19 protein-coding genes are annotated in these 19,165 nt (G+C 68.4%); 10 read left to right on the plus strand and 9 right to left on the minus strand.

Annotation, left to right across the window (positions count from 1 at the left end):
- Positions 1 to 23: 23 nt before the first annotated feature.
- From JQX13_RS27765 to JQX13_RS27775, 3 genes are all read right to left on the minus strand, one after another.
- Complete coding sequence (locus JQX13_RS27765; protein ID WP_203402500.1) at positions 24 to 2,018, minus strand: LysM peptidoglycan-binding domain-containing protein; 1,995 nt, start codon at positions 2,016 to 2,018, stop codon at positions 24 to 26.
- Between the two features lie 148 nt (positions 2,019 to 2,166).
- Positions 2,167 to 3,696 carry a multiheme c-type cytochrome gene (locus tag JQX13_RS27770; protein WP_203412238.1) on the minus strand — a complete coding sequence of 510 codons (1,530 nt, stop codon included), beginning with the start codon at positions 3,694 to 3,696 and terminating at the stop codon, positions 2,167 to 2,169.
- Positions 3,697 to 3,721: 25 nt separating this feature from the next.
- Positions 3,722 to 4,105, minus strand: coding sequence for a response regulator (locus JQX13_RS27775; RefSeq protein WP_203402501.1), 384 nt, complete (start codon positions 4,103 to 4,105; stop codon positions 3,722 to 3,724).
- 175 nt (positions 4,106 to 4,280) lie between these two features.
- Here JQX13_RS27775 and JQX13_RS27780 point away from each other — a divergent pair, with 175 nt between their 5' ends.
- The 8 genes from JQX13_RS27780 to JQX13_RS27815 all read left to right on the plus strand — a co-directional run bounded on the left by JQX13_RS27780 (position 4,281) and on the right by JQX13_RS27815 (position 11,589).
- Entirely contained in the window at positions 4,281 to 5,909 is a 1,629-nt protein-coding gene (locus tag JQX13_RS27780; RefSeq protein ID WP_203402502.1) for a mechanosensitive ion channel family protein, read from the plus strand.
- A gap of 99 nt (positions 5,910 to 6,008) precedes the next feature.
- On the plus strand, positions 6,009 to 6,569 hold the full coding sequence (locus tag JQX13_RS27785) for a hypothetical protein (protein WP_203402503.1): 561 nt from the start codon (positions 6,009 to 6,011) through the stop codon (positions 6,567 to 6,569).
- Positions 6,570 to 6,573: 4 nt separating this feature from the next.
- Positions 6,574 to 7,404 carry a hypothetical protein gene (locus JQX13_RS27790; RefSeq protein ID WP_203402504.1) on the plus strand — a complete coding sequence of 277 codons (831 nt, stop codon included), beginning with the start codon at positions 6,574 to 6,576 and terminating at the stop codon, positions 7,402 to 7,404.
- 14 nt (positions 7,405 to 7,418) lie between these two features.
- On the plus strand, positions 7,419 to 8,018 hold the full coding sequence (gene lpoB / locus JQX13_RS27795) for a penicillin-binding protein activator LpoB (RefSeq protein ID WP_203402505.1): 600 nt from the start codon (positions 7,419 to 7,421) through the stop codon (positions 8,016 to 8,018).
- Positions 8,019 to 8,025: 7 nt separating this feature from the next.
- Positions 8,026 to 9,276 (plus strand): COG3014 family protein, encoded by a 1,251-nt coding sequence (locus JQX13_RS27800; RefSeq protein WP_203402506.1) that lies wholly within the window; start codon positions 8,026 to 8,028, stop codon positions 9,274 to 9,276.
- Positions 9,277 to 9,386: 110 nt separating this feature from the next.
- Entirely contained in the window at positions 9,387 to 10,145 is a 759-nt protein-coding gene (locus JQX13_RS27805) for a ZIP family metal transporter (protein ID WP_203402507.1), read from the plus strand.
- A 123-nt stretch (positions 10,146 to 10,268) separates the two neighbouring features.
- Entirely contained in the window at positions 10,269 to 10,676 is a 408-nt protein-coding gene (locus tag JQX13_RS27810; protein WP_203402508.1) for a CBS domain-containing protein, read from the plus strand.
- A gap of 91 nt (positions 10,677 to 10,767) precedes the next feature.
- Positions 10,768 to 11,589, plus strand: a complete 822-nt coding sequence (locus JQX13_RS27815; RefSeq protein ID WP_203402509.1) for a class I SAM-dependent methyltransferase — start codon at positions 10,768 to 10,770, stop codon at positions 11,587 to 11,589.
- A 6-nt stretch (positions 11,590 to 11,595) separates the two neighbouring features.
- Here JQX13_RS27815 and JQX13_RS27820 read toward each other — a convergent pair whose 3' ends face one another.
- The 3 genes from JQX13_RS27820 to JQX13_RS27830 are packed head-to-tail and all read right to left on the minus strand — an operon-like array spanning position 11,596 to position 14,173.
- Positions 11,596 to 12,108 carry a GDYXXLXY domain-containing protein gene (locus tag JQX13_RS27820; protein ID WP_203412239.1) on the minus strand — a complete coding sequence of 171 codons (513 nt, stop codon included), beginning with the start codon at positions 12,106 to 12,108 and terminating at the stop codon, positions 11,596 to 11,598.
- A complete protein-coding gene (locus JQX13_RS27825) occupies positions 12,105 to 13,178 on the minus strand; it encodes a DUF4401 domain-containing protein (protein WP_203402510.1) in 1,074 nt (357 codons plus the stop codon). The genes JQX13_RS27820 and JQX13_RS27825 overlap by 4 nt, the downstream gene beginning before the upstream one ends.
- Positions 13,179 to 13,180: 2 nt before the next feature.
- Entirely contained in the window at positions 13,181 to 14,173 is a 993-nt protein-coding gene (locus tag JQX13_RS27830; protein ID WP_203402511.1) for a DUF2157 domain-containing protein, read from the minus strand.
- Between the two features lie 49 nt (positions 14,174 to 14,222).
- Between JQX13_RS27830 and JQX13_RS27835 the strand changes: the two genes are divergently transcribed.
- Positions 14,223 to 14,966, plus strand: a complete 744-nt coding sequence (locus tag JQX13_RS27835) for a DNA alkylation repair protein (RefSeq protein ID WP_239013897.1) — start codon at positions 14,223 to 14,225, stop codon at positions 14,964 to 14,966.
- Positions 14,967 to 14,997: 31 nt separating this feature from the next.
- On the opposite strand, the gene JQX13_RS27840 is transcribed toward JQX13_RS27835, so the two are convergent.
- Both JQX13_RS27840 and JQX13_RS27845 read right to left on the minus strand, forming a co-directional pair.
- Complete coding sequence (locus JQX13_RS27840) at positions 14,998 to 15,780, minus strand: nucleotidyltransferase domain-containing protein (RefSeq protein WP_203402513.1); 783 nt, start codon at positions 15,778 to 15,780, stop codon at positions 14,998 to 15,000.
- Positions 15,777 to 17,081: a DNA polymerase beta superfamily protein gene (locus JQX13_RS27845; RefSeq protein WP_203402514.1), complete on the minus strand. Its 1,305-nt coding sequence runs from the start codon at positions 17,079 to 17,081 to the stop codon at positions 15,777 to 15,779. The genes JQX13_RS27840 and JQX13_RS27845 overlap by 4 nt, the downstream gene beginning before the upstream one ends.
- A 183-nt stretch (positions 17,082 to 17,264) precedes the next feature.
- On the opposite strand from JQX13_RS27845, the gene JQX13_RS27850 reads away from it, so the two are divergent.
- Entirely contained in the window at positions 17,265 to 18,290 is a 1,026-nt protein-coding gene (locus tag JQX13_RS27850; protein ID WP_203402515.1) for a B-box zinc finger protein, read from the plus strand.
- A 197-nt stretch (positions 18,291 to 18,487) separates the two neighbouring features.
- Here the strand turns inward: JQX13_RS27850 and JQX13_RS27855 are convergent, their stop codons facing one another.
- On the minus strand, positions 18,488 to 19,117 hold the full coding sequence (locus tag JQX13_RS27855) for a DUF5655 domain-containing protein (RefSeq protein ID WP_203402516.1): 630 nt from the start codon (positions 19,115 to 19,117) through the stop codon (positions 18,488 to 18,490).
- Positions 19,118 to 19,165 lie beyond the last annotated feature (48 nt).

Genomic DNA, 19,165 nt, shown 5'->3' on the forward strand with positions numbered 1-19,165 from the left:
AGCCCGGCTCTTGGTGGACGAGCCTACGGCGCCTTCACCACCAGCCGCAGGCCGGTGGGCAAGCGAGTCGTGTCCTTGATGTTGTTCCAGCGCTTGATGTCCTCGACGGACACGCCGTAGCGCTGGGCGACGCTCCACAGCGACTCTCCCGCGGCCAGCTCGTGCACGCCGCTGGGGCGGCCCGCGTTGCCGGCGGGGGCGCGCTGGGCGATGACGGTGCCCGCGCGCTCCTCCACCTGCTTGGGGGCGTTGTCCGGCCACAAGTAGAGCACGGAGCCCACCTTCAGGGCCTTCTTGCTGGCGCGCACCGTCAGGTTGTTCCACTTCCGGATGTCGTCCACGTTCACCTGGAAGCGCTGGGCGATGGCCCACAGGCTGTCACCCGACTGCACGCCGTAGGTGACGCGCTTGCGGCCGTTGATGGTCTCCGTCTTGATGGGGCCGGTGGCCACCGGACCGCGCGGCGTCCCCGCAGGCACCTCGTCCTCGGGGCGCAGCACCGACACGCCGCTGCGCCGCGCCTGCGCCACCTTGCGGGCCAGCGCGCTCGCTCCACCGGCCGGTTTGCCTCCACCGCGCACGGCTGGCACGGGAATCACCAGCTCCGCGTTCACCCTCAGCGTTCGCACGCTCTTGAGCCGGTTCATCTGCAGGATGGCCTCGGGGGCCGTGCCGTAGGTGAGGGCGATCTGCGACAGCGTGTCGCCTCGCTTCACCTTGTGGACGCGGAAGGTGAGCCGCTCCTTGGGTGACAGGCGCGCGAAGTTCTCCGCGAACTGCTGGGCCGAGCCCTTGGGCAGGCGCAGGACGTAGGGGTTCTTCGCGGTCGCGGGCGGGGTGCACCAGCGCCGCAGCTCGGGGTTGAGGTCCTGGATCTGCGCCACGGACACGCCGGCCGCCCGGGCGATGACATCCAGGTCGGTGGCGTCGGTGAGCTTCACCTCGTCGAAGGTGAGGGGCTGCTCGTAGACGAACTCCTGCTCGGAGAAGCCGAAGGCCGCGGGGTGCTTGGCGATGAGCGCCGCGGCGATGAGCTTGGGCACGTAGTGCCGCGTCTCCAGCGCCAGTCCCTTCTCCGCGGGGGAGGAGATGGCCCAGAAGTCGTTCGTGCCCAGCCGCTCCATCAACCGCCGCACCCGGCCGCTGCCCGTGTTGTAGCCCGCCCACGCCAGGTACCAGTGGCCCAGCTCGGCGTAGAGGTCCTTCAGGTAGCGCGCGGCGGCGTAGGTGGCCTTGATGGGATCCCTGCGCTCGTCCACCCAGAAGTCCTGGCGCAGCCCGTACTGGCGGCCGGTGCTGGCGATGAACTGCCAGGGTCCGGAGGCGTGCGCCCACGAGTAGGCGGTGGGGGAGAAGCCGCTCTCGATCATCGCCAGGTACACCGTGTCACGAGGCAGCCCGTGGGCCTCGAGGATGGGCTGCATCACCGGCAGGTAGCGCGTGGAACGGCTCACCCACTTGCTGAACCACTTGCGGCCCGGCCCCTGGAAGAACTGGATGTACTGGGCCACCAGCGGCTGCATCTCCACCGGGATGTCGTAGCGGGCCTGCACCCGCGAGACGTCGAAGTTGGAGAGGTCCGTCATGAGCGGCAGCTCGCCGGTCTCCTCGTCCTCGCGGAAGGTGGGCTCCTCCAGCGCGTCCAGCATGCGCAGGCGCAGCGGGTTGGCCATGCCCAGGCGGCGCAGCGACTGGAGCACCTCGGCGTTGGGCCGGGCGCCGGGATCCAACGTGGCCCCCTCCAGGGCCCGCAGCTCCTCGAGCTCGGTGGACTCCTCCGAGGCCTCGTCCTCCTCGGCGGCCCCGGCGTCCTCGGTGGGCTCGTTCGCCAGATCCTTGAGGATCTCCTCGGCGGATTGGATGGGGACCGCGGGCTCCTGGGCGGCGCCCGCTACGCGCATCGGCTTGTCTTCGGCGCCGGGCGCCCGCATGGCGGGGGGGACCGAGGGCGTCGGCACCGCGTCCCTGGACGGCGGGACGGAGGCGAGAACCAGGAGGAGCAGGCTGAAGGGCGGCATGGTCACCTGGAGGCCGGCTGCCGGGTGGGCCGGGTTGATTGGGGTCTCAAGTGTTCGATGCTTTTCAATCCGCTCAAACAAGCATCCAGGCGGGCCATCTTCCCTCCGGACGCTTTAAGCGGGAAGAATCGTACCGCCTGGATGTGTTTCACGGCTTGCGCTTCACTTCCAGTGGCTTGCCATGGCCGGGGCCGAGGATCTTCGGCACGTAGGTGGCGAAGTCGAAGTGAGGCGAGTTCTCCGGGTTGTGGCAGGTGACGCACACGGCCTGCCCCGGGTGGGCGGTGATGTTGTCGGTGGAGGGGTCCTCGACGTGGAGGGAGCCCGGGCCGTGGCAGCTCTCGCACCCCACGTTCTCGCGGCCGGCCACCTTGTCCAGGCGGCACACTCCGCCGGGCTGCTCCCAGCCGGTGACGTGGCAGCTGGTGCAGTTGAGGTGGAACTGCTTGCCCACCTCCTCCAGCGTCTTCCAGGCCCGGGTGTGCTTGGAGGCCTCCCACACCGGGAAGGTGTCCGCGTGGCACTCGGCACAGGCGGCGCTGCCCACGAAGGCGGCCTGTCCCTTCTGGGGGGCCGGGCAGTCCTGACCGTGCTCCCGGGCCCACTCCAGGTTCATCTTCCCCACGTCCGCGTCATAGGCGTTCACCACCGCCAGGGTGTCCGGATCCGAGGGGAGGGTGGACTCGAGGGGGACGAAGCGCAGGGTGAAGCTGTCGGTGTCCCCGGCCGCGGCCACCGGCGCGGTGAGCAGGGCCTGCCGGCGCGCGACCAGCTCCTCGCGCTTCTGCTGCTTGAGGCGCTTGAGTTGGGGGTCGACGCCAGGGAGGTTGATCTCCCTGTCCAGCAGCTCCATGCGCCGGTCGATGGAGGCGGCCTCCTTCTCGGCGTCCTCCGCCGTCTTCTGCGGGGTGAAGCGGCCCGGCTTCGCGCCGTAGGACAGGTCCACGCGCAGCAGCGAGCGGCCCTTGCTCTGCAGCGCGACCACGGGCACCGCGTCGCGCGTCAGCTTGTTCTGCTCGCCGTCGAACTCGGAGGCGGTGTGGGTGGCCAGCACCAGGTCCACGCCGAGCTCCGGCGTGGCGGCGGCCCGCTGCGCGTCCTCCATGGTGCCGTGGAAGAGGCCCACCACGAAGGAGGCGCCCCCGGCCCGGGCCCTGGCACCGGCCTGCTTCAACCCGGCCGCGTCCGAGGCACTCACCACACCCACCTTGCGAGCCCCCGCGGCAATCACCTTCTCCCCGCCGGGCGCGAGCTCGGGCAGTCCCAGCCCCTGGCGGAAGTCGGCGCCGCGCGTGTCGTCCAGCTCGCCCACCGCGCGCACCTTCAGGCCCATGTGCTTCATGGCCTCGGCGAGCGCCTTCGCCTTGCGCTCCTCCTGGGGCACCTGCTCCGGCTTCAGGGTGGAGTGCCCGAAGAGGCTGTCACCGCCGTCCACGTAGAAGACGGGCAGGGCGCCCTTTCCGGCCTCCTTCACCTGCGAAGCCGCGCGCGCGATGCCTCCGCGCATGTTCTCGCTGCAGCCGCAGGGGCCCAGGTAGCCGCGCACGTCGGCGGAGAAGAACAGGATGGCCCCTCGGGCCTCCGTCTTCGCCGGGGTGTCCACGCGCGGGGCCGCTTCCGCCTCGGCGGGGCGCGACTCCTTGCGCGAGCACCCCGAGAGCGCCGCCAACAAGGCCATGCTGGTGACGAGCCGCCTCACGGCGTCACCAGATGATGCTCTGCACCAGCTCGTCGATCTTCTCACCCATCTTCTCCAGTCCGTTCACCTTGGACAGGCTGCCGTCGGCACCGACCTGCTCGGCCAGCTTGCTCAGCTCGTCGTCCGGGAGGCTGGAGAAGAGGATGATGGGGATGTCCTGGGTGCCGTACTCGTTCTTGAGCGTGCGGCAGATGTCCGTGCCCTTGGCCTCGGGCATGTGGATGTCCGTGAGGATGAGGTCCGGCTTCCACGTCTGCAGGGTCTTCTCGAACTCCATCAACGTGGATGTGGCGACGACCTCGTAGCCGCGCGCCTCCAGCACGGCCTTCTCCATGGCGAGGGTGATCTCGCTGTCGTCGATGAGGAGGATTTTGCGCTTCTCTTGCACGGCGACCTCTTCCTGGGCGGCCTTTTCTAGCCCAGGGCTGTTGATGGCTCCAAGGGTTTCTCGTCAGGCTGGAATCCAGGGGGGAGGTGTCGTCCGCTACCCTGGAAGCCGGGCGAGCATCCAGAACATTATTGATGTTGCGGGTCGGGGTCGCGGTGGGCAGTAAGAGGCGGCCATGAGCCGCGCCCTGACTGGACTGTGCCTCCTGCTGTCCGTCCTCCTGCCGCCGGGGGCCTGGGCCCTCAACAACGGTCTGGGGGATCCTCCCCCCTCGGTGGACCGGCAGACGCCCTACGCGGCGGCCAAGGGGTTCTCCGATGCCGTCCACAAGGGGAACTACGAGCTGGCCGCCCACTACCTGGACCTGGACTACCTCCCCCTGGCCCAACAGAAGGCGGAGGGCGCCCGGCTGGCCCAGCGCCTCAAGTACGTCCTGGACCACAAGCTGCCTCTGGGGGCCATCACCAACCTGAGCAAGGCGCCGGAGGGCGATCCGGAGAATCCCCGGTTCGATCAGATCGACTCCCTCTCGGTGGGCGATGCCTCCTACCCCATCCGGCTCGCCCGTGTGCGCGTCAATGAAGGTACGCTGGTGTGGGTGTTCAGTGAGGCAACGGTCCGGGCCATCGATCCGCTCTACGAGGAGTTCGGCCCGCTGGTGGGAGATGTGCTGCCGCCGGTGTTCTTCGACAAGCCGGTGCTGGGGCTGGAGCTGTGGCAGTGGCTGGGCCTTCTGGCGACGGGAGTGCTCGCGGTCGTGTTGAGCGTGGTGCTGGAGAAGCTCTCGCTGGCGCTCCTGGGGCGGCTTGCGCGCTGGACGCGCATCACCTGGGACGACGCGCTGGTGTCCTCCATCAAGGGGCCGCTGCGGCTCTTGTACTTCTCGCTGCTCGGCGCACTGGGGACGGCGCTGCTGTTGCTACCTCCCACTGCCAAGTACGTGGCGACCCACCTCTTCACCTCGCTCCTCATCGTGTCGGTGGCGTGGTTCGTCCTGCGCTTCCTGCGGGTGACGGCGCAGGTCGTCCAGCAGTCGGTGACGAAGGATGCGAAGGACGCCTCACGGGCCCGGGGGCTGCACACCCAGCTGGTGGTGCTGCGCTCCGTCTTCGAGGCGGCCACCTACATCATCGCGGCCGCGTTGCTGCTCATGCAGTTCGAGACGGTGCGCAACGTGGGCGTGTCGCTGTTGGCCTCGGCCGGTATCGCGGGCCTCGTCATCGGTCTGGCCGCGCAGAAGTCCATCTCCTCGCTGCTGGCCGGCATCCAGCTCTCCATCACCCAGCCCATCCGCATTGGCGACCAGGTGGTGGTGGAGAACGAGTTCGGCACGGTGGAGGAGATCACCCTCACGTACGTGGTGGTGCGTGTGTGGGACGAGCGGCGGCTGGTCATCCCCATCCCCCAGTTCCTCGACAAGCCCTTCCAGAACTGGAGCAAGGGCGGGAAGAGCATGCTGGGCCCGGTGCGGCTGCTGGTGGACTTCACCACGGACATGGAGGCGCTGAGGGTGGAGCTGCGGCGCATCCTGGAGAACGAGGGCAATGCGATGTGGGATGGGCGTGTGTCCACCGTCGTGGTGGAGGACGTGTTGGATCGGACGCTGCAGGTGCGCGTGCTGGTGAGCGCCGATCCGGGGAACCTCTTCGACCTGCGCTGCCTGGTGCGCGAGAAGATGATGGCGTACCTGCGAGCGCGGCCCGATTGGCTGCCCACCACCCGTACCGAGCCCCGTACCCCTCCGATCCAGCCGCCAGTCGGCGAGCAGGCGCAGCCCCCTCCGCCCGCCACTCCCCGGGCCTGAGGGCGCCGGAGTTCTTGCCCTCCTCCCCGAGTCGCGCTGAATATCCCGCCCCCCTCCGCGTCCGAGGGGCGGGTCAGCTGCACGTTCGTGGAGCCTGTGATGAAGCGTCTTGCCAGGTTGTGGAGGGCCGCCCCGCTGGCGGCCGCGATGGTGGTCCCTCTGTCGGCGCATGCCCAGGGTCGGGGCCGCACCGATGGTCCCGAGGGATCCGAGTACGGGAAGGGTGGCTACTCCCGGGTGTCGGAGAACCGTTTCTCCCTGGAGCTGAACTGGGGCGCGGCGTTCGCCGCGGAGCTGTCGCGCATGGATCGGGGCCGGCCGCCGCTGTTCGTCGGTGCCACCGCCTCGTTCTGGGGTGCTGACTGGTACCAGTTCGACATCAGTGGTGCCTATGTGCTGCAGAACGAGCAGTTGAACGTGCTGGTGGGTCCGCGCTTCCGCACCTACGGCTTCCCGCTGAGCTTCAACGCGGGCCTGAAGGCCGGCGCCTTCGTCATCCCCGACGAGGGCTTCCGCTTCGGCATCTCGCCCCAGGTGGGCGTGGACATGCTGCTGGCCAGCGAGCGGGTGGTGCTCGGCCTGGGCTACGCCCTGGACATCCCCTTCGCGGACCACGGCATCACCAACCGCGTGTTCATGAACGTCGGCTACAGGTTCTAACGCCATGCTCGTCCACGCTCTCGTTGCCGCCCTGTCGCTCGCCACCGGTCAGGTCCGTGCGGAGTCGCCCCGGACCTCCACCGCCAGCGGCCAGCCCGTGCTGCCCTTCCCGGGCCAGACGCAGACCTACAACATCATCCAGTGGGATCCGAACCAGCTGCCGCGCATCTACGAGCGCACGGATCAGCTGCCGCTCACCGACGAGGAGGTGGCGAAGCTGGCCCAGGCGGGCTTCGACGAGGCGCAGCTCGTGAAGATGATCGAGCAGCGCCGCTGCGCCTGCGACGCGAGCGCGGATGGGCTCATCCGTCTCAAGCAGGCGGGAGTGCCCAAGGGCGTGCTGGACGCGGTGTCCACCCACGCGCTCAAGCCCAACCGGGGGTTGGATCTGCTGGTGACGCTGGACTTCACCGGAGAGAGCCGCACGGCGCGCGAGGCCTTCCTCTACTTCTTCGTGGAGGACGGGGAGCTGACGCGCGTGTTCTCCGCCAACCTGCCGGAGCTGCTCTCGCGCCAGAACGAGCACGAGACGATGGTGGACCGCAGCGACATCCTCCGGGCCCGCACGGTGCGCCGCATCCAGCTGGCCGGGCAGGTGCCGCTCAAGACATACGGTACGCATCGGGTGATGGTGGCGGCCAGCGCCAACCCGACGCTCACCCATCCCTCCCAGCTCACCGAGACCGAGCGGGCCAAGGCCCAGCTCTACACCTTCGAGTACCCGCGTGCGTCCCTGCAGAGCCTGTGCAGGCTGACGGCCGGGTACCGGCGTGACGCGGTGCTCGCCTACAAGTGGAACTTCCAGGGCAGCCGCTTCGAATGCGAATGGAACTAGGAGTGCACTCCATCATGAAGACCCGTCTCATCGTCACCGTTTCCCTCGCCGGGCTCCTCGCCGCCTGCGGAGGGCCGCGCGCCTTCACCCGCGGCACCTACGAGGACCCGAACACCATCGAGATGCTGTCGGATCAGTTCAACGAGAACGATCTGCAGCTCATCGCCAAGAAGATGGTGAACTCGCTGGCTGGCGCGCCGCGCTTCTCCCAGCCCTCGCAGCAGCTGCCGGTGGTGCTGGTGGGCCGACTCAAGAACAAGACGTCCGAGCACATCGACATGGCCTCGCTGGGCGACAAGATCCAGACGGGCCTGGCCCAGACGGGCCGGTTCGCCCTGCTGGACAAGGCGGCGCGCGAGGACCTCGCCGAGGAGTACGAGTACCAGCAGTCGGGCTACGTGCGCCCGGACGCGGCCAAGGCCCCGGGCGAGCAGGCCAGCGCGGACTACCTGCTCACGGGGGAGATCTCCTCCATCATCCAGCAGGTCGGCAACGACAAGCTCGTCTATTACAAGATGACCGCGAAGCTGAACAACGTGCGCACGGGCCTCGTGGAGTGGACGGACGAGAAGGAAATCCGCAAGAAGTTCGAGAAGAAGCCCGTCTCCTGGTAGCGCGACCATGAGCCTCTTCCGCTGTCACCGCGCGAGCCCGTGGGCGGTGCTCGCGCTCGCGGGCTTGATGCTGCTGTCCGGCTGCGCGGGGGACTACATCGCGCGCACGCGGGGCCTGCGCACCGCGTACGAGTCGGAGTCGTACGAGCTCGCGCTGGCCGAGCTGGAGTCGGTGGCGAAGCATGACTCCGGCAAGGACACGCTGCTGGTGCTGCTGGACCGCGGCATGGTGCTGCACGCGGCGGGACGGTGGCGGGACAGCATCCAGGTGCTGGCGGAGGCGGACCGGTTGTCGGCGGAACTGGACGTCGTCTCCGTGAGCGAGGAGGCCGGGGCGCTCGTCACCAACGAGCGGCAGCGCGCCTACCGGGGCGAGGACTTCGAGAAGCTGATGATCTCCGTGCTCCAGGCGCTCAACTACGCGCAGCTGGGCCAGGACGAGGAAGCGCTCGTCGAGGTCCGCCGCGTGAACGAGCGTCTGGCGAAGATGATCTCCGACGAGAAGAAGCCCTACGAGCAGCTCGCCATCGCGCGCTACATCGGCGGCGTGCTCTACGAGGACCAGCGGGAGTGGGACTCGGCGTACATCGACTACGCGAAGGCGCTCGAGCTGGAGCCGCGACTGGGCGGGCTGGCGGAGCCGCTGCTGCGGCTGGCGAAGAAGACGGGGCGGCTGGACGAATACGAGCAGCTGCGTCAGCGCTTCCCGGACGTGGAGCACGCGCCACTGGGGCCGGACGAGGGCCAGGTCATCGTGGTGGTGGAAGCGGGGTTGTCGCCGGAGAAGGAGCCCGCGGACCGGCGGATGGACACGCAAGACATCATCCAGGTGCCGGTGTACCGGGACCGGGGGAACCCTTCGCAGGCCAAGGTGTGGGTGGAGGATGGCGCGAAGCAGCGAACGGTGACGGTGACGTCACTGGCGGACGTGGCGAAGGTGCACCTGAACGAGCGCATTGGCCGGATGCTGGCGAAACAGGTGGCCGGGGTGGCGTTGAAGGCGGGGCTCGCGGCGGGGGCGGGGGCGCTGACGAAGAGCAAGGAGCTGGGGGCGCTGACCTTCGTGGTCCTGAACGCGATGAACCAGCCGGACCTGCGCTCCTGGCTGTCACTGCCGGCGGAGTTCCAACTGGCCCGCTTCCGGCTGCCGGCGGGCCACCACACGGTGCACGTGGACGCCGCGGGATTGCGTACCGCCCGGGAGGTGGAGGTGAAACCGGGCCGGGTGCACGTCGTCGTGGTGCGCAGCTACTACTGAGCGCCCCCTCCCTCGCCCTCCGGGAGAGGGCCGGGGTGAGGGTAACGCGCCCCCCGGGTTGCACCCCGAGCGATCTGTGCTAGGTGTCGGGCCCCCCCGTCGGGTCCCCCATGCCTTTCGCTGTAGCCCTCTCCTCCTACTCCTTGGTCATCCTGCTAGGCGCCGTCGTGGGGGCGCTGGTGGTGGTGCTCACCCGCACACCGACGAAGCTGGTGACGTTCCTGGCGTTCGCGGCGGGGGTGATGTTCGGGGCGGCCTTCTTCCACATGCTGCCCGAGGCGTACCACGGGGGCGGATTCTGGGCGTTCGCGCTGGTGCCGGCGGGGTTCGTGTTCCTGATGGTGCTGGAGCGGTACGTGTTGACGCACGCGTGCGAGGAGCCGCCGGAGTGCGAGGAGCACGTGCATGGCCACACGCTGGGGCTGACGGCGTTCCTGGGGCTGTCGGCGCACACGCTGTTCGACGGAATCGCGCTGGGCTCGGCGGTGAAGGAGGGCGTGGGGCTGATGGCGTTGATGGCGATCACCTCGCACAAGGTGCCCTCGTCGCTGTCGCTGGCCTCCATCCTGAAGGCGGAGGGGAAGAGCTCGAGGCGCATCCTGCTCTTCTCGGTGCTGTACGGGCTGATGGTGCCGGTGGGGGCGGTGCTGTACTTCGCCTTCGACGCGGTGCTGCGCTTCGAGGCGCTGGCTCCGAGGGCGCTGGCCTTCTCGGCGGGCACCTTCCTCTACGTGGCGGTGTCGGACCTGCTGCCGCACGTGAACCGGCACGGCAAGGACAACCGGGGGCGCAACCTGGTGGCGCTGGCGGCGGGCCTGCTGCTGATGCTGGCGCTCGCGCAGATGACGGAGCTGCCGGGTCACCACTGAGGACGGCCGCATTGTAAGCAACCGACCAGAGCAGTGCCGGGACGGTTGAGCCCCTGTCGGATGCAGGGGACGCTCCGAAGACCCATCCTGTGGGGTGGTGTGTCGAGCGATCCGGAGGAGGACATGCTCACCGTCGAGGAACTGATGACCCGGGAGCTGGTCACCCTGAACGAGGACGATGACATCGTCCGGGGGGACGATCTGCTGGCCCAACATGACATCCGTCACCTGCCGGTGGTGAAGGATGGAAAGCTCGTGGGGCTGGTGAGTCACCGGGACCTGATTCGGGCCCTGGCCCGTCAGGACAGGGCGCCAGGAGCGCCACCGATGCAGGTGCGGGACGTCATGACGCGCTCACCGGAGACGTTGAAGCCGAAGAGCTCGGTGCAGGAGGCCATCCACAAGATGCTCGACCGCAAGTTCGGGTGTGTTCCGGTGGTGGAGGACGGGGGCCGGCTGGTGGGAATCCTCACGGAGACGGACCTCATCCGCCTCGCGGGCCGCCTTCTGAAACAGGAAGACCGGCACTGACCGCGGAAGTCACCAGGAGGGTGACGAGCGCACTTGCTTTTCATGGCGCGGCGCCGAGGATGCATGCCGCCACGAGCGCGGCACTTCATCCATGGAACGACTCTCCGACTGGTACGACCATCCCGAGTATTACGAGGCCATCTTCGGCACGGACACCGAGCGGGAGATGGACTTCCTGCTGGAGGTGAGCCGCCGTTACGGCACGGGGGGCAAGAGGTTGCTCGAGCCCGCGTGTGGGGCGGGCCGGCTCGTCGCCGAGGCCGCGCGCCGGGGCTACCAGGTGGTGGGCTACGACATCTCCGAGAAGATGCTGGCCCACGCCCGCCGACGCCTCACTCCGGCCATGCGCCGGAGGGTTCGCCTCCATCAGGCCCGCATGGAGGAGTTCTACCAGCCGGAGCTGGAGGGGAAGGTGGACCTGGCCTTCAACCTGGTGTCCACGTTCCGCTACCTGGACAGCGAGAAGGCGGCGCTCGCGCACCTGGAGGGGACGCGGCGGCTGCTGAATCCCGAGGGCGTGTACGTGCTCGGCTTCCACCTGACGGACTATGAGCGGGACAAGGCGGAGCACGAGCGGTGGGTGGAGCGGCTCGGGAAGGACACGGTGGTGTGCAACACCCACGAGGGGTTGCCGGATCCCCGCCTGAGACGCTCGGCCATGCGGAACCGGCTGCGGATAACAGGGCCGGGGAAGGACCTGCTCATCGAGACGCACTGGTACTTCCGCACATACGATCTGCCGCAGATCCGGCGGCTGTTCCGCCGTGCGGGACTCCAGGTGTTGGCGGTCTACGACTTCGACTACCAGGTGGATGCGCCACGGAAGCGGAGAGAAATCAGGCTCGACAGCATCTTCGTGCTGCAACCCGTGAAGACCAAGACTCCCTCTCCCTCCGGGAGAGGGTCGGGGTGAGGGTATCTACCTGCTCTGTGCGCCGAGCGGCTGTCGTTCAGCGTCCCGCAGACCCACGAGCACGCTGGAGCCATCATCGGCCACGCGCAGCTCGCCATACTTCGCGTCGGCGTACTGGTCCGCGTGGCCCTCCTGGAAGAAGAAGGACTCCGCACCCAGGCGCACGCGACCCTTGCGTACCCTGTAGCGCAGCAGCAGCTCGCCTGGGGCGAGCGGGGTGCCGGGCGCATCACGGCGGACGAAGCGCCCCACGCCGTTCTCGTCGAGGCGGAGCACGAGGCGCCCGTCCTCCGTGTTCGGGTCCGAGTCCGCGAACGGGTCGGGATCGCGGACCTCGCGGCTGATGGCGTAGTCGAGCACCATGTAATCGCCCTGCATGAGCGAACGCGGATCCACGGGTGCGAGCTCCAGCAGCACGGGCGTGCCGTGGGCGAGGACGAGCTCCTTGCGTACGACCAGCACCACCAGGACGAGCACGATCAGGGCGAGTCCGCCAAATATGACGCGGGCGCGCATCAGCGCACCTCCTCGGTAGCGGGGAAGCGGCGCAGGATGAAGAGACGCAGGCCGAGCAGCACCAGGCCGCCGCCGAGCAGCGCGAGCGACTTGGCCAACAGCGTGAGCTGGAGGTCGTAGTAGTAGCCCACGCCGAAGCCGAGCACGAAGAGCACGGCCATGCCGAGCATCACCACGCTGCGCCGATGGAAACCGAGCAGGAGCACGCCGGTGGCGGCGATGACTCCGGGGGTCTGGAGCGTGAGGAGCGCCAGAAGCCCGAGCGAGGCGAAGGCCGTCACGCCCGCGATTCCACCGGGCTCGGAGCCCGTCTCCTCCAGCACGCGCCAGGCCGAGTACAGCGTCACCACTGCGAGTCCCAGGGTCAGCACGCCGGGTGGCAGTTCCACCGCGCCGTGGCGGAAGAGTTCGCGGTAGATGTCATGGAACCAGCTGCGCATCACCAATGACGACAGGAGCGTGGTGACGAGCCCGAAGGCCGCGGGCGTCACCATCGCACCCCAGGGCCCACTCTGGAGCCGTCCCTGTTGGAGCAGGAGGTGGTGCGCGAGAAGGGTGAGGCCCACGAGCGCCACGTCCACCAGCACGCCGGGCGCGGTGAGGCGCAGCAGGAGCATCAACGCGAAGCTGGCGAACAGCGCGGACAGGAAACGCTGGATGGCATCCGGGTAGACGAAGAGAAGTACCCCCTGGATAGCGATGGTGGCGATGGCCGCCGCCTCCGCGCTCTCGGAGAGGACCGCGACGCCACCGATGAAGAGGCCCTGCCCGGCCAGTCCGGTGGACAGGGCGAGCTGGGTGAGGAACACGTTGTCCCCCAGACGGCGCAGGAAGACGGCACCTCCGGTGAGCAGCAGGCCCAGGATGATGGCGCCCACCTCCTCGCCGATCACCACTCCCAGGGAGAGGAACGCCATCAGGAACAGGGAGGAGAACCAGGCTCCGAATCCGATGAGGACGCGCACGAACCAGGGCATGGCCGCGGTGGCCTGCCGGGAGGCTGCGAGCGCGGCGCGCGCCTGTTCCTGGAACTCGGCGGGCAGAACCTCCCGGAGCGAGGGTTTGAGCGCCATGGCTACACCTCCTCCGAGCCACGCGCCTCGGCGCGCAGCCACCAGACCGAGAGTCCCACCTCGCCGATGATGACCAGGGCCATCACGAAGAAGACGTCCGGCTCGAAGCGGTTCTCATTGAACAGGGCGCGGCCAATCAAGGTGGTGACCAGCGTCATCGCGCTCATCGCGTCCAGGGTGAGAAGGAAGAGCTCGGAGCGGACGAAGCGGTGGAAGAGATACGCCGCGACCATCACTCCCAGGAGCAGGCCGAACGCCACGCGGCTCGCGGTGTCCGCCTCGCGAGGCTCCGCCACCATGTAGGTCGCCAGCGCGAGCAGCGGTGCCAGTGTCATCATCGCGAGCACCCGGGGCAGCCACCGGCCCTGAAGCCAGGGAATGCCACGCCCCGCGAGGAGCTCGTGCGCGGCCCAGGCCCCGCCGTTCACCAGCCCGAGCACCAGGAGCAGCGTGGAACCCTCTCCGAGGGCGACCTGCTCCCAATAAAGGCAGATACCCGTGTCCACGAGGAGCAGCAGCAACAGCCACAAGGGGCCAAAGCGCGCGAGCGCCACCCAGGGCAGGACGAGCAGGCTCCACCCGATGAACAGCTCATAGGGATCGGCGCCCGTCTGGTACGCCTGCCCGTAGACGGCGAGTAGCGGGCCCACGAGCACCGCCGCGAAGAGGAGGGCGAACTGTCCAGCGAGCCCCTCACCCAGACGCCAGGCCGCGAGGGACGCCGCGAGGATGGCCGCCAGCAGCAGCCCCATCTTCCCGAAGCGGTGGAGGGCCGCCCAGTTGTAGGCGAAGAAGTAGATGACGCCGGAGAGCACGAGCAACGAGCCGAAGCCGAGCAGCACGGCGGACAGGAAGCGCCGCCAGGCGGGCCGCGCTGGAGAGGCCACGGCGAGCCGCAGGGCCTGCTCCATGCCCGAGGGCGTCAGGACACCGGCATCGGCGAGCGCGCGGATGCGTTCGGGCGTGGCGGCGAAATCAAGCGGATCAAGGGACACGGCGGTGGAGGCTAGCGCCCCGACCCCTGTCCCGGCCAGACTCCCTGTTGTGAGCACTCCCTCCGCGAAGAGCGTCCAGGACGAGCTGGCACGAGCGGCCGATCCCGAGAAGGCCGCCTTCTTTCCGAAGTTCTTCAAGACGGGCCCGGGGGGATACGCCGAAGGGGACGTGTTCCTGGGCGTGACCGTCCCGGAGCAGCGGCGGATCGCCCGGCGCCACAAGAACCTCCCCCTGGAGCAGGTGCGTGAGCTGTTACGGAGCAAGCTGCACGAGCACCGGTTCACCGGCTTCGTCATCCTCGTGGAGCAGTTCGAGCGGGCGGACGAGGCCGGACGCGAACGCCTCTTCACCTTCTGCCGGGAGCACCTGGCGGGGATGAACAACTGGGACCTGGTGGACACGGTGGCGCCGCGACTGATCGGCGCATACCTGCTCGAGCATCCCGAGCACGTGCCGCAGCTCTACGACTTCGCACGCTCGCCAGTGCTGTGGGAGCGGCGCATCGCCATCATGGCGACCTTCGCCTTCATCCGGGCGGGAGACTTCACACACACGTTGAAGCTGGCGGAACTCCTGCTCCACGACGAGCACGATCTCATCCACAAGGCGGTGGGGTGGATGCTGCGCGAGGTAGGGAACAGGAACATGGCGACCGAGGAAACCTTCCTCGACCGCCATGCCGGAGAGATGCCGAGGACCATGTTGCGCTACGCCATCGAGAAGTTCCCGCCAGCCAGACGCAAACATTACATGACCCTCTCTCCCTCTCCCTCTGGGAGAGGGTCGGGGTGAGGGTATGCATTCCCGTGCTCCCACCCGTGACTCAGAACCGTGAGCGCCGGAACTCGAGCAACCACGCCTCCAACTCTTCGGCGCCCACGGGCTCCTCGGGGAGCACGGAGTGCTCGCAGGCCGAGTCAAGCCGCTCGAAGGCGCGTCCCACCTGTCCGCGCCAGTGCTCGGAGAGGGATTCGGGCAACTCACTGCGCTCGCCACGCCGCTTCCACTCGACGAGCTCGCGCGCCTCCCGGAAGCCATAGCGGTCCATCAGCGCGGTGAGGTCCGTCTCCACTTCGCCGGTGAGCAGCGCGTGAGTACCGGTGAGCGCCGTGCGCAGCACGTACAGGAGCTTCTTGGTGGAACGGAAGTCCGTCTTCTCCCACTCGCGCAACTGACTGTGGGCGAAGCCGCGGTAATGCCTGTGCAGACGCCGCGACAGCACCCGGCGCACGAGCGGACGCAGGGACTCCAGCTCGGCCGAGCCGCGCAGGGTATGCGCTCCGAGCAGCCGCTCCACGTAGTTGCCGTTGCCCTGGAGGACGCCGAACAGCACGGGGCCGACCTCGTTGGACGAGTAATCCACCTCGACGCCGTCCACGACCTCCAGCCGCTCGGCGGTGGCGGAGCCGCGCTGCTCCAGCCGGAGCAAATGCGCGGTGGGGGTGACGTGGACGCACTTGAGGTCCAGGTCGCTGTCGGGTGAGGGGAAGCCGTACGCGTGGGCGCCCGAGAGGGACACGACGAGGTGCTCGCGCCGCGAGGACTCCTCGTCGAGCGCGCGGTCGGCCACGCGCCGCTGGTGTTCCGTCATCAGATGGTCCGTCATGACTCTTCTTCCTTCCATTCGACGGCCGGAGGCGCGGGGGCATCACGGCCGAGCGGCCCGGGCTCCTTCAGCACCCAGCGCCGCGCGAGTTCCTCGCCCACGCGCCGCAGCAGCCGGTCCGCGCGCCCGTAGTCCGGGAGCTGCGGCAACTTGCTGGTGCGGTGGGCCTCTTCCAGTTCCGGTGCGAGGGCCTCGGCGTCCCGCAGCACCTCCTCCAGCGGGACGCGTCCGGCCTTGATGTCCAACATGCGCGCCTTGTAGGTGCCGGTGACTTCGAAGGTGGGCACCCCGTCCCGCAGCCACCCGGTGGCGAGCACCACCAGGCGCAGCAGGTTGTAGGCGTTCTTCGGCCGCAGCTCGCGAGCGCTGGGAGGCCGCTGACCGCCGCCACGCGCATAGCGGGTGAGGGCGGCGAAGTCGTTGGCCTCGATGAGGCCCTGGTCCCACAGCGAGCGGTAGAGCTGCTTGAGGTACGTCTTGGCCGCGAGCAGCGCGTCCTCGGGCGTGGGCGCGGAGCGCGGGGAGATGGCCGCGAGCCGCCGGGCCACCTCGTCCAGACTCGGAGTGGGCTCCTCGCACAGCCACTCGAGCACCAGGTCCCGGTGCTCGGCGAGCCGCTGGCTGCGCGTGAGCTTGTCGAGCTGGCTCATGGCGTATCGGCCGAAGCTGCCGAAGATGGCCCTGGACACGAAGGCCTCGCGCTCGGCGAGCAACCACTCTCCCAGCTCGTCCGAGGCGCGGGCGCTGGGGACGAAGAGCATCTCCAGGGTGTTGGGGTCGGCCCGGAGGGCCTGTTCCACCGCCTTGGAGATCTCCCAGAAGGTATGGCTGCCATCGGCGCTGACGAGGTCGCGAGCCTTGTCGGCGAGGCCGAAGTGCCAGGGCAGGGGGAGGCCGAAGACGCCGCGCATGTCGACGTCGGAGGCCTCGTTGGCGAGGCCCCAGGCCTGCGAGCCCACCACGGTCTCCAGCACCACGCAGGGGCGCAGGGCGTCCCAGGTGGCGGCTCGCCGGAGCGCGAACTGGAGCTGGCCCGGCTTGCGAGGCACGAGCTCGTCACGGGCGTACCAGAGCTCGCCCACGCCGACGATCTGGACGTCGAAGCCACCGCCACGGGCGCGGACGACGCGGCCCACCACGCCCTGGGGGATGCGCCGGTCGCCGGCCACGCGCTCCACGCGCGTCGTCACCTCGGTGCCGTGGGGCAGGGGAACGGACAGCCGGTCCACCTGCTCGTAGCCACGGGGACGGGCCGTTGCTTCCGTCGGGTCCTGCTCGGGAGTCCTGTGTCCGCGGGCCATGAGTGCCTCCGGGTGGGGAGTACGAGGTGCTCATGGACGTTATGGACGCGGACTCCTGACGGCCATCGGGTGGACACCTGCCTGTCTTCCGCGCGTCAACGAAATGTCACACGTGCCGCTGTAACGTGCGGCCGCCATTCCTTCTGAGGGAAGGTGAAAGCCTTTTTCTCGGGAGGAGATCGGATGACGCAGGGCCTTCAGTCCATGGATGCGGGTGCCTTCTGTGCGCGGCATGGTGGGCAGCCGGCGAGCGCCACGTGTGTGCGTTGTGGCAACTTCATGTGTGGCGAGTGCGGCGCTGGAGGCCGCGAGGACCGTTGTCCGACATGCCGGGAGCGAGTGGCGGACCCCGCTCCGTTTCCGCTCTCGCGGACGGACTGGCGCTTCGGTGCGCTCTGGACTCTCTGCTGGGATGTGTTCCGGCGCGAGTGGCTTCTGCTGAGTCTTGGGATGTTGCTGCTCGCCGCTGTCGGTCCCGTGTTCAGTCTGGGGGTGAGCCTCGTCAGCGGAGCCCTGGGGGGCGCGGCGGGAGAGGAGGGAATGGCGGTGGCTGTGGTGCTGGTGCTGCTCGCCACTCCCTTCATCCTGGTCATCCAGGGCGTGATGCAACTGGGTGTGCACCGGGTGTCCTGGGCGGTGTTGCGAGGCGGCACGGCTACCTTTCCTGACTTCCTGGGGCAGTGGAGGAAGACACTCTCCTATGTCGTGCTGGGCATGCTGGGCTCTCTGGTGGCGCTCGCGACCGTGCTCTACGCTGGCTTCATGAACATGCTCATTCCCATGTTCATGGGCCTCGCCGTGAGCCTCGAACGGGCGGGGCTGAGTTGGTTGGGCATGCTCCTGGGGGGCGGTCTGAGCTTGGTGGTCATCCTGTTGTCGGGCTACGCACTGTTCCGGATGAGCTTCCTGCTGAGTGTGGCGATGATGGAACTGGCATGCAATGACACGGCGGGTCCACTGGTCGCGTTCCGGATTGCCAGGGTCATCACCCGGGGACAGCTCCGTTGGTTCCTGCTCGTCTGCCTCATCTCCGCTCCACTGCTCCTTCTGGGAGTCCTGATGTTGGGTATCGGCGTGTTTCCCGCCCTCGCCCTGGTTCACCTGCTGCTGGTCGGCCTCTACCTGACGCTCCGCAACGGTGTGGATCTTGGAGCCCGCGAGAAATCCGCCGACGCGCTCGGGGAGAATGCGTCTGGCTCGGAGGCGTGACAGTACGTCAGGGTCCTAGCCCGGGGCCTCGAGCATCTGATGGATCGCCGGACAGATCCCAGTACCCCGGCCGAGAGAACGCGGTATGAGACCACCCCGGAAGCGCTCAAGGCTTTCATCGGGAAGTTCGACTGCATCGTCTATTGACGCATCGTCCTGGGACGCGTGGACGAGGTGCTAATCATTGCAGCCGAGGGTCACCGGGCTGCTGAGGTCCTGGTCTTCGCCTTGGCCGTGGTCTTCGTCTTGGGGGTGGTTTTGGCCTTGGCCGTAGTCTTCGCCTTGACCTTGGGCTGCGCCTTCTGGTCGCTGGCCGTCTTCAGCCAGCGCACGACCTCGGCGTCCACGTCCTTCTTCGCCGTGAGGACCACCTTGTGGGTGACGCGGTCGTTGCCGAGGTTCCGCGCCTTCTCCAGCCGACCCTCCGGCTCGATGCCCGGCAGCATGAGACCCAGGTCGATCCGCTCCCGGGCCACCTTCACCACGCCGAACTGCGTCCCCCGCTTGAGGGTGATGTACGTCTTGCAGGGATGGACCGAGATCTCCTTGCTGGCCTTCCGGGCGGCCTTGATCAGCGCGTCGTACACCGGGCGCAACGTCGCCTTCCCGCCCGCGAAGTTGCCCTCCAGCAGGGCGTCCGGGTCCTCATGTTCCACCATGTAGCCCCCGTGCACCTGGTGGGCGACCAGCGTCGCTGTCACCGTCCCCAGTCCGTGCTCGCCCTTCAGCCAGGCCACCAGCCCCTTCACCTCCCCGGGCCCCTTCCGGGCCAGGGTTACCCACTGCTCGAAGGTGCGGCCCGTCTTCGCGGGAAGGTTGGCTTTCATCGCCTCGATGTGGTTTTGGATGCTCCGGCCGGGCATTTCCAGGTCTCT

Source organism: Archangium violaceum (assembly GCF_016859125.1).
GTDB classification, from domain to species: Bacteria; Myxococcota; Myxococcia; order Myxococcales; family Myxococcaceae; genus Archangium; species Archangium violaceum_A.

Coding starts and splice junctions, on each gene's coding strand:
- JQX13_RS27765 (WP_203402500.1), bottom strand. CDS start 2,018: ATGCCGCCCTTCAGCCTGCTCCTCCTGGTTCTCGCCTCCGTCCCGCCG.
- JQX13_RS27770 (WP_203412238.1), bottom strand. CDS start 3,696: ATGGCCTTGTTGGCGGCGCTCTCGGGGTGCTCGCGCAAGGAGTCGCGC.
- JQX13_RS27780 (WP_203402502.1), top strand. CDS start 4,281: ATGAGCCGCGCCCTGACTGGACTGTGCCTCCTGCTGTCCGTCCTCCTG.
- JQX13_RS27785 (WP_203402503.1), top strand. CDS start 6,009: ATGAAGCGTCTTGCCAGGTTGTGGAGGGCCGCCCCGCTGGCGGCCGCG.
- JQX13_RS27790 (WP_203402504.1), top strand. CDS start 6,574: ATGCTCGTCCACGCTCTCGTTGCCGCCCTGTCGCTCGCCACCGGTCAG.
- lpoB (WP_203402505.1), top strand. CDS start 7,419: ATGAAGACCCGTCTCATCGTCACCGTTTCCCTCGCCGGGCTCCTCGCC.
- JQX13_RS27800 (WP_203402506.1), top strand. CDS start 8,026: ATGAGCCTCTTCCGCTGTCACCGCGCGAGCCCGTGGGCGGTGCTCGCG.
- JQX13_RS27805 (WP_203402507.1), top strand. CDS start 9,387: ATGCCTTTCGCTGTAGCCCTCTCCTCCTACTCCTTGGTCATCCTGCTA.
- JQX13_RS27810 (WP_203402508.1), top strand. CDS start 10,269: ATGCTCACCGTCGAGGAACTGATGACCCGGGAGCTGGTCACCCTGAAC.
- JQX13_RS27815 (WP_203402509.1), top strand. CDS start 10,768: ATGGAACGACTCTCCGACTGGTACGACCATCCCGAGTATTACGAGGCC.
- JQX13_RS27825 (WP_203402510.1), bottom strand. CDS start 13,178: ATGGCGCTCAAACCCTCGCTCCGGGAGGTTCTGCCCGCCGAGTTCCAG.
- JQX13_RS27840 (WP_203402513.1), bottom strand. CDS start 15,780: ATGACGGACCATCTGATGACGGAACACCAGCGGCGCGTGGCCGACCGC.
- JQX13_RS27845 (WP_203402514.1), bottom strand. CDS start 17,081: ATGGCCCGCGGACACAGGACTCCCGAGCAGGACCCGACGGAAGCAACG.
- JQX13_RS27850 (WP_203402515.1), top strand. CDS start 17,265: ATGACGCAGGGCCTTCAGTCCATGGATGCGGGTGCCTTCTGTGCGCGG.
- JQX13_RS27855 (WP_203402516.1), bottom strand. CDS start 19,117: ATGAAAGCCAACCTTCCCGCGAAGACGGGCCGCACCTTCGAGCAGTGG.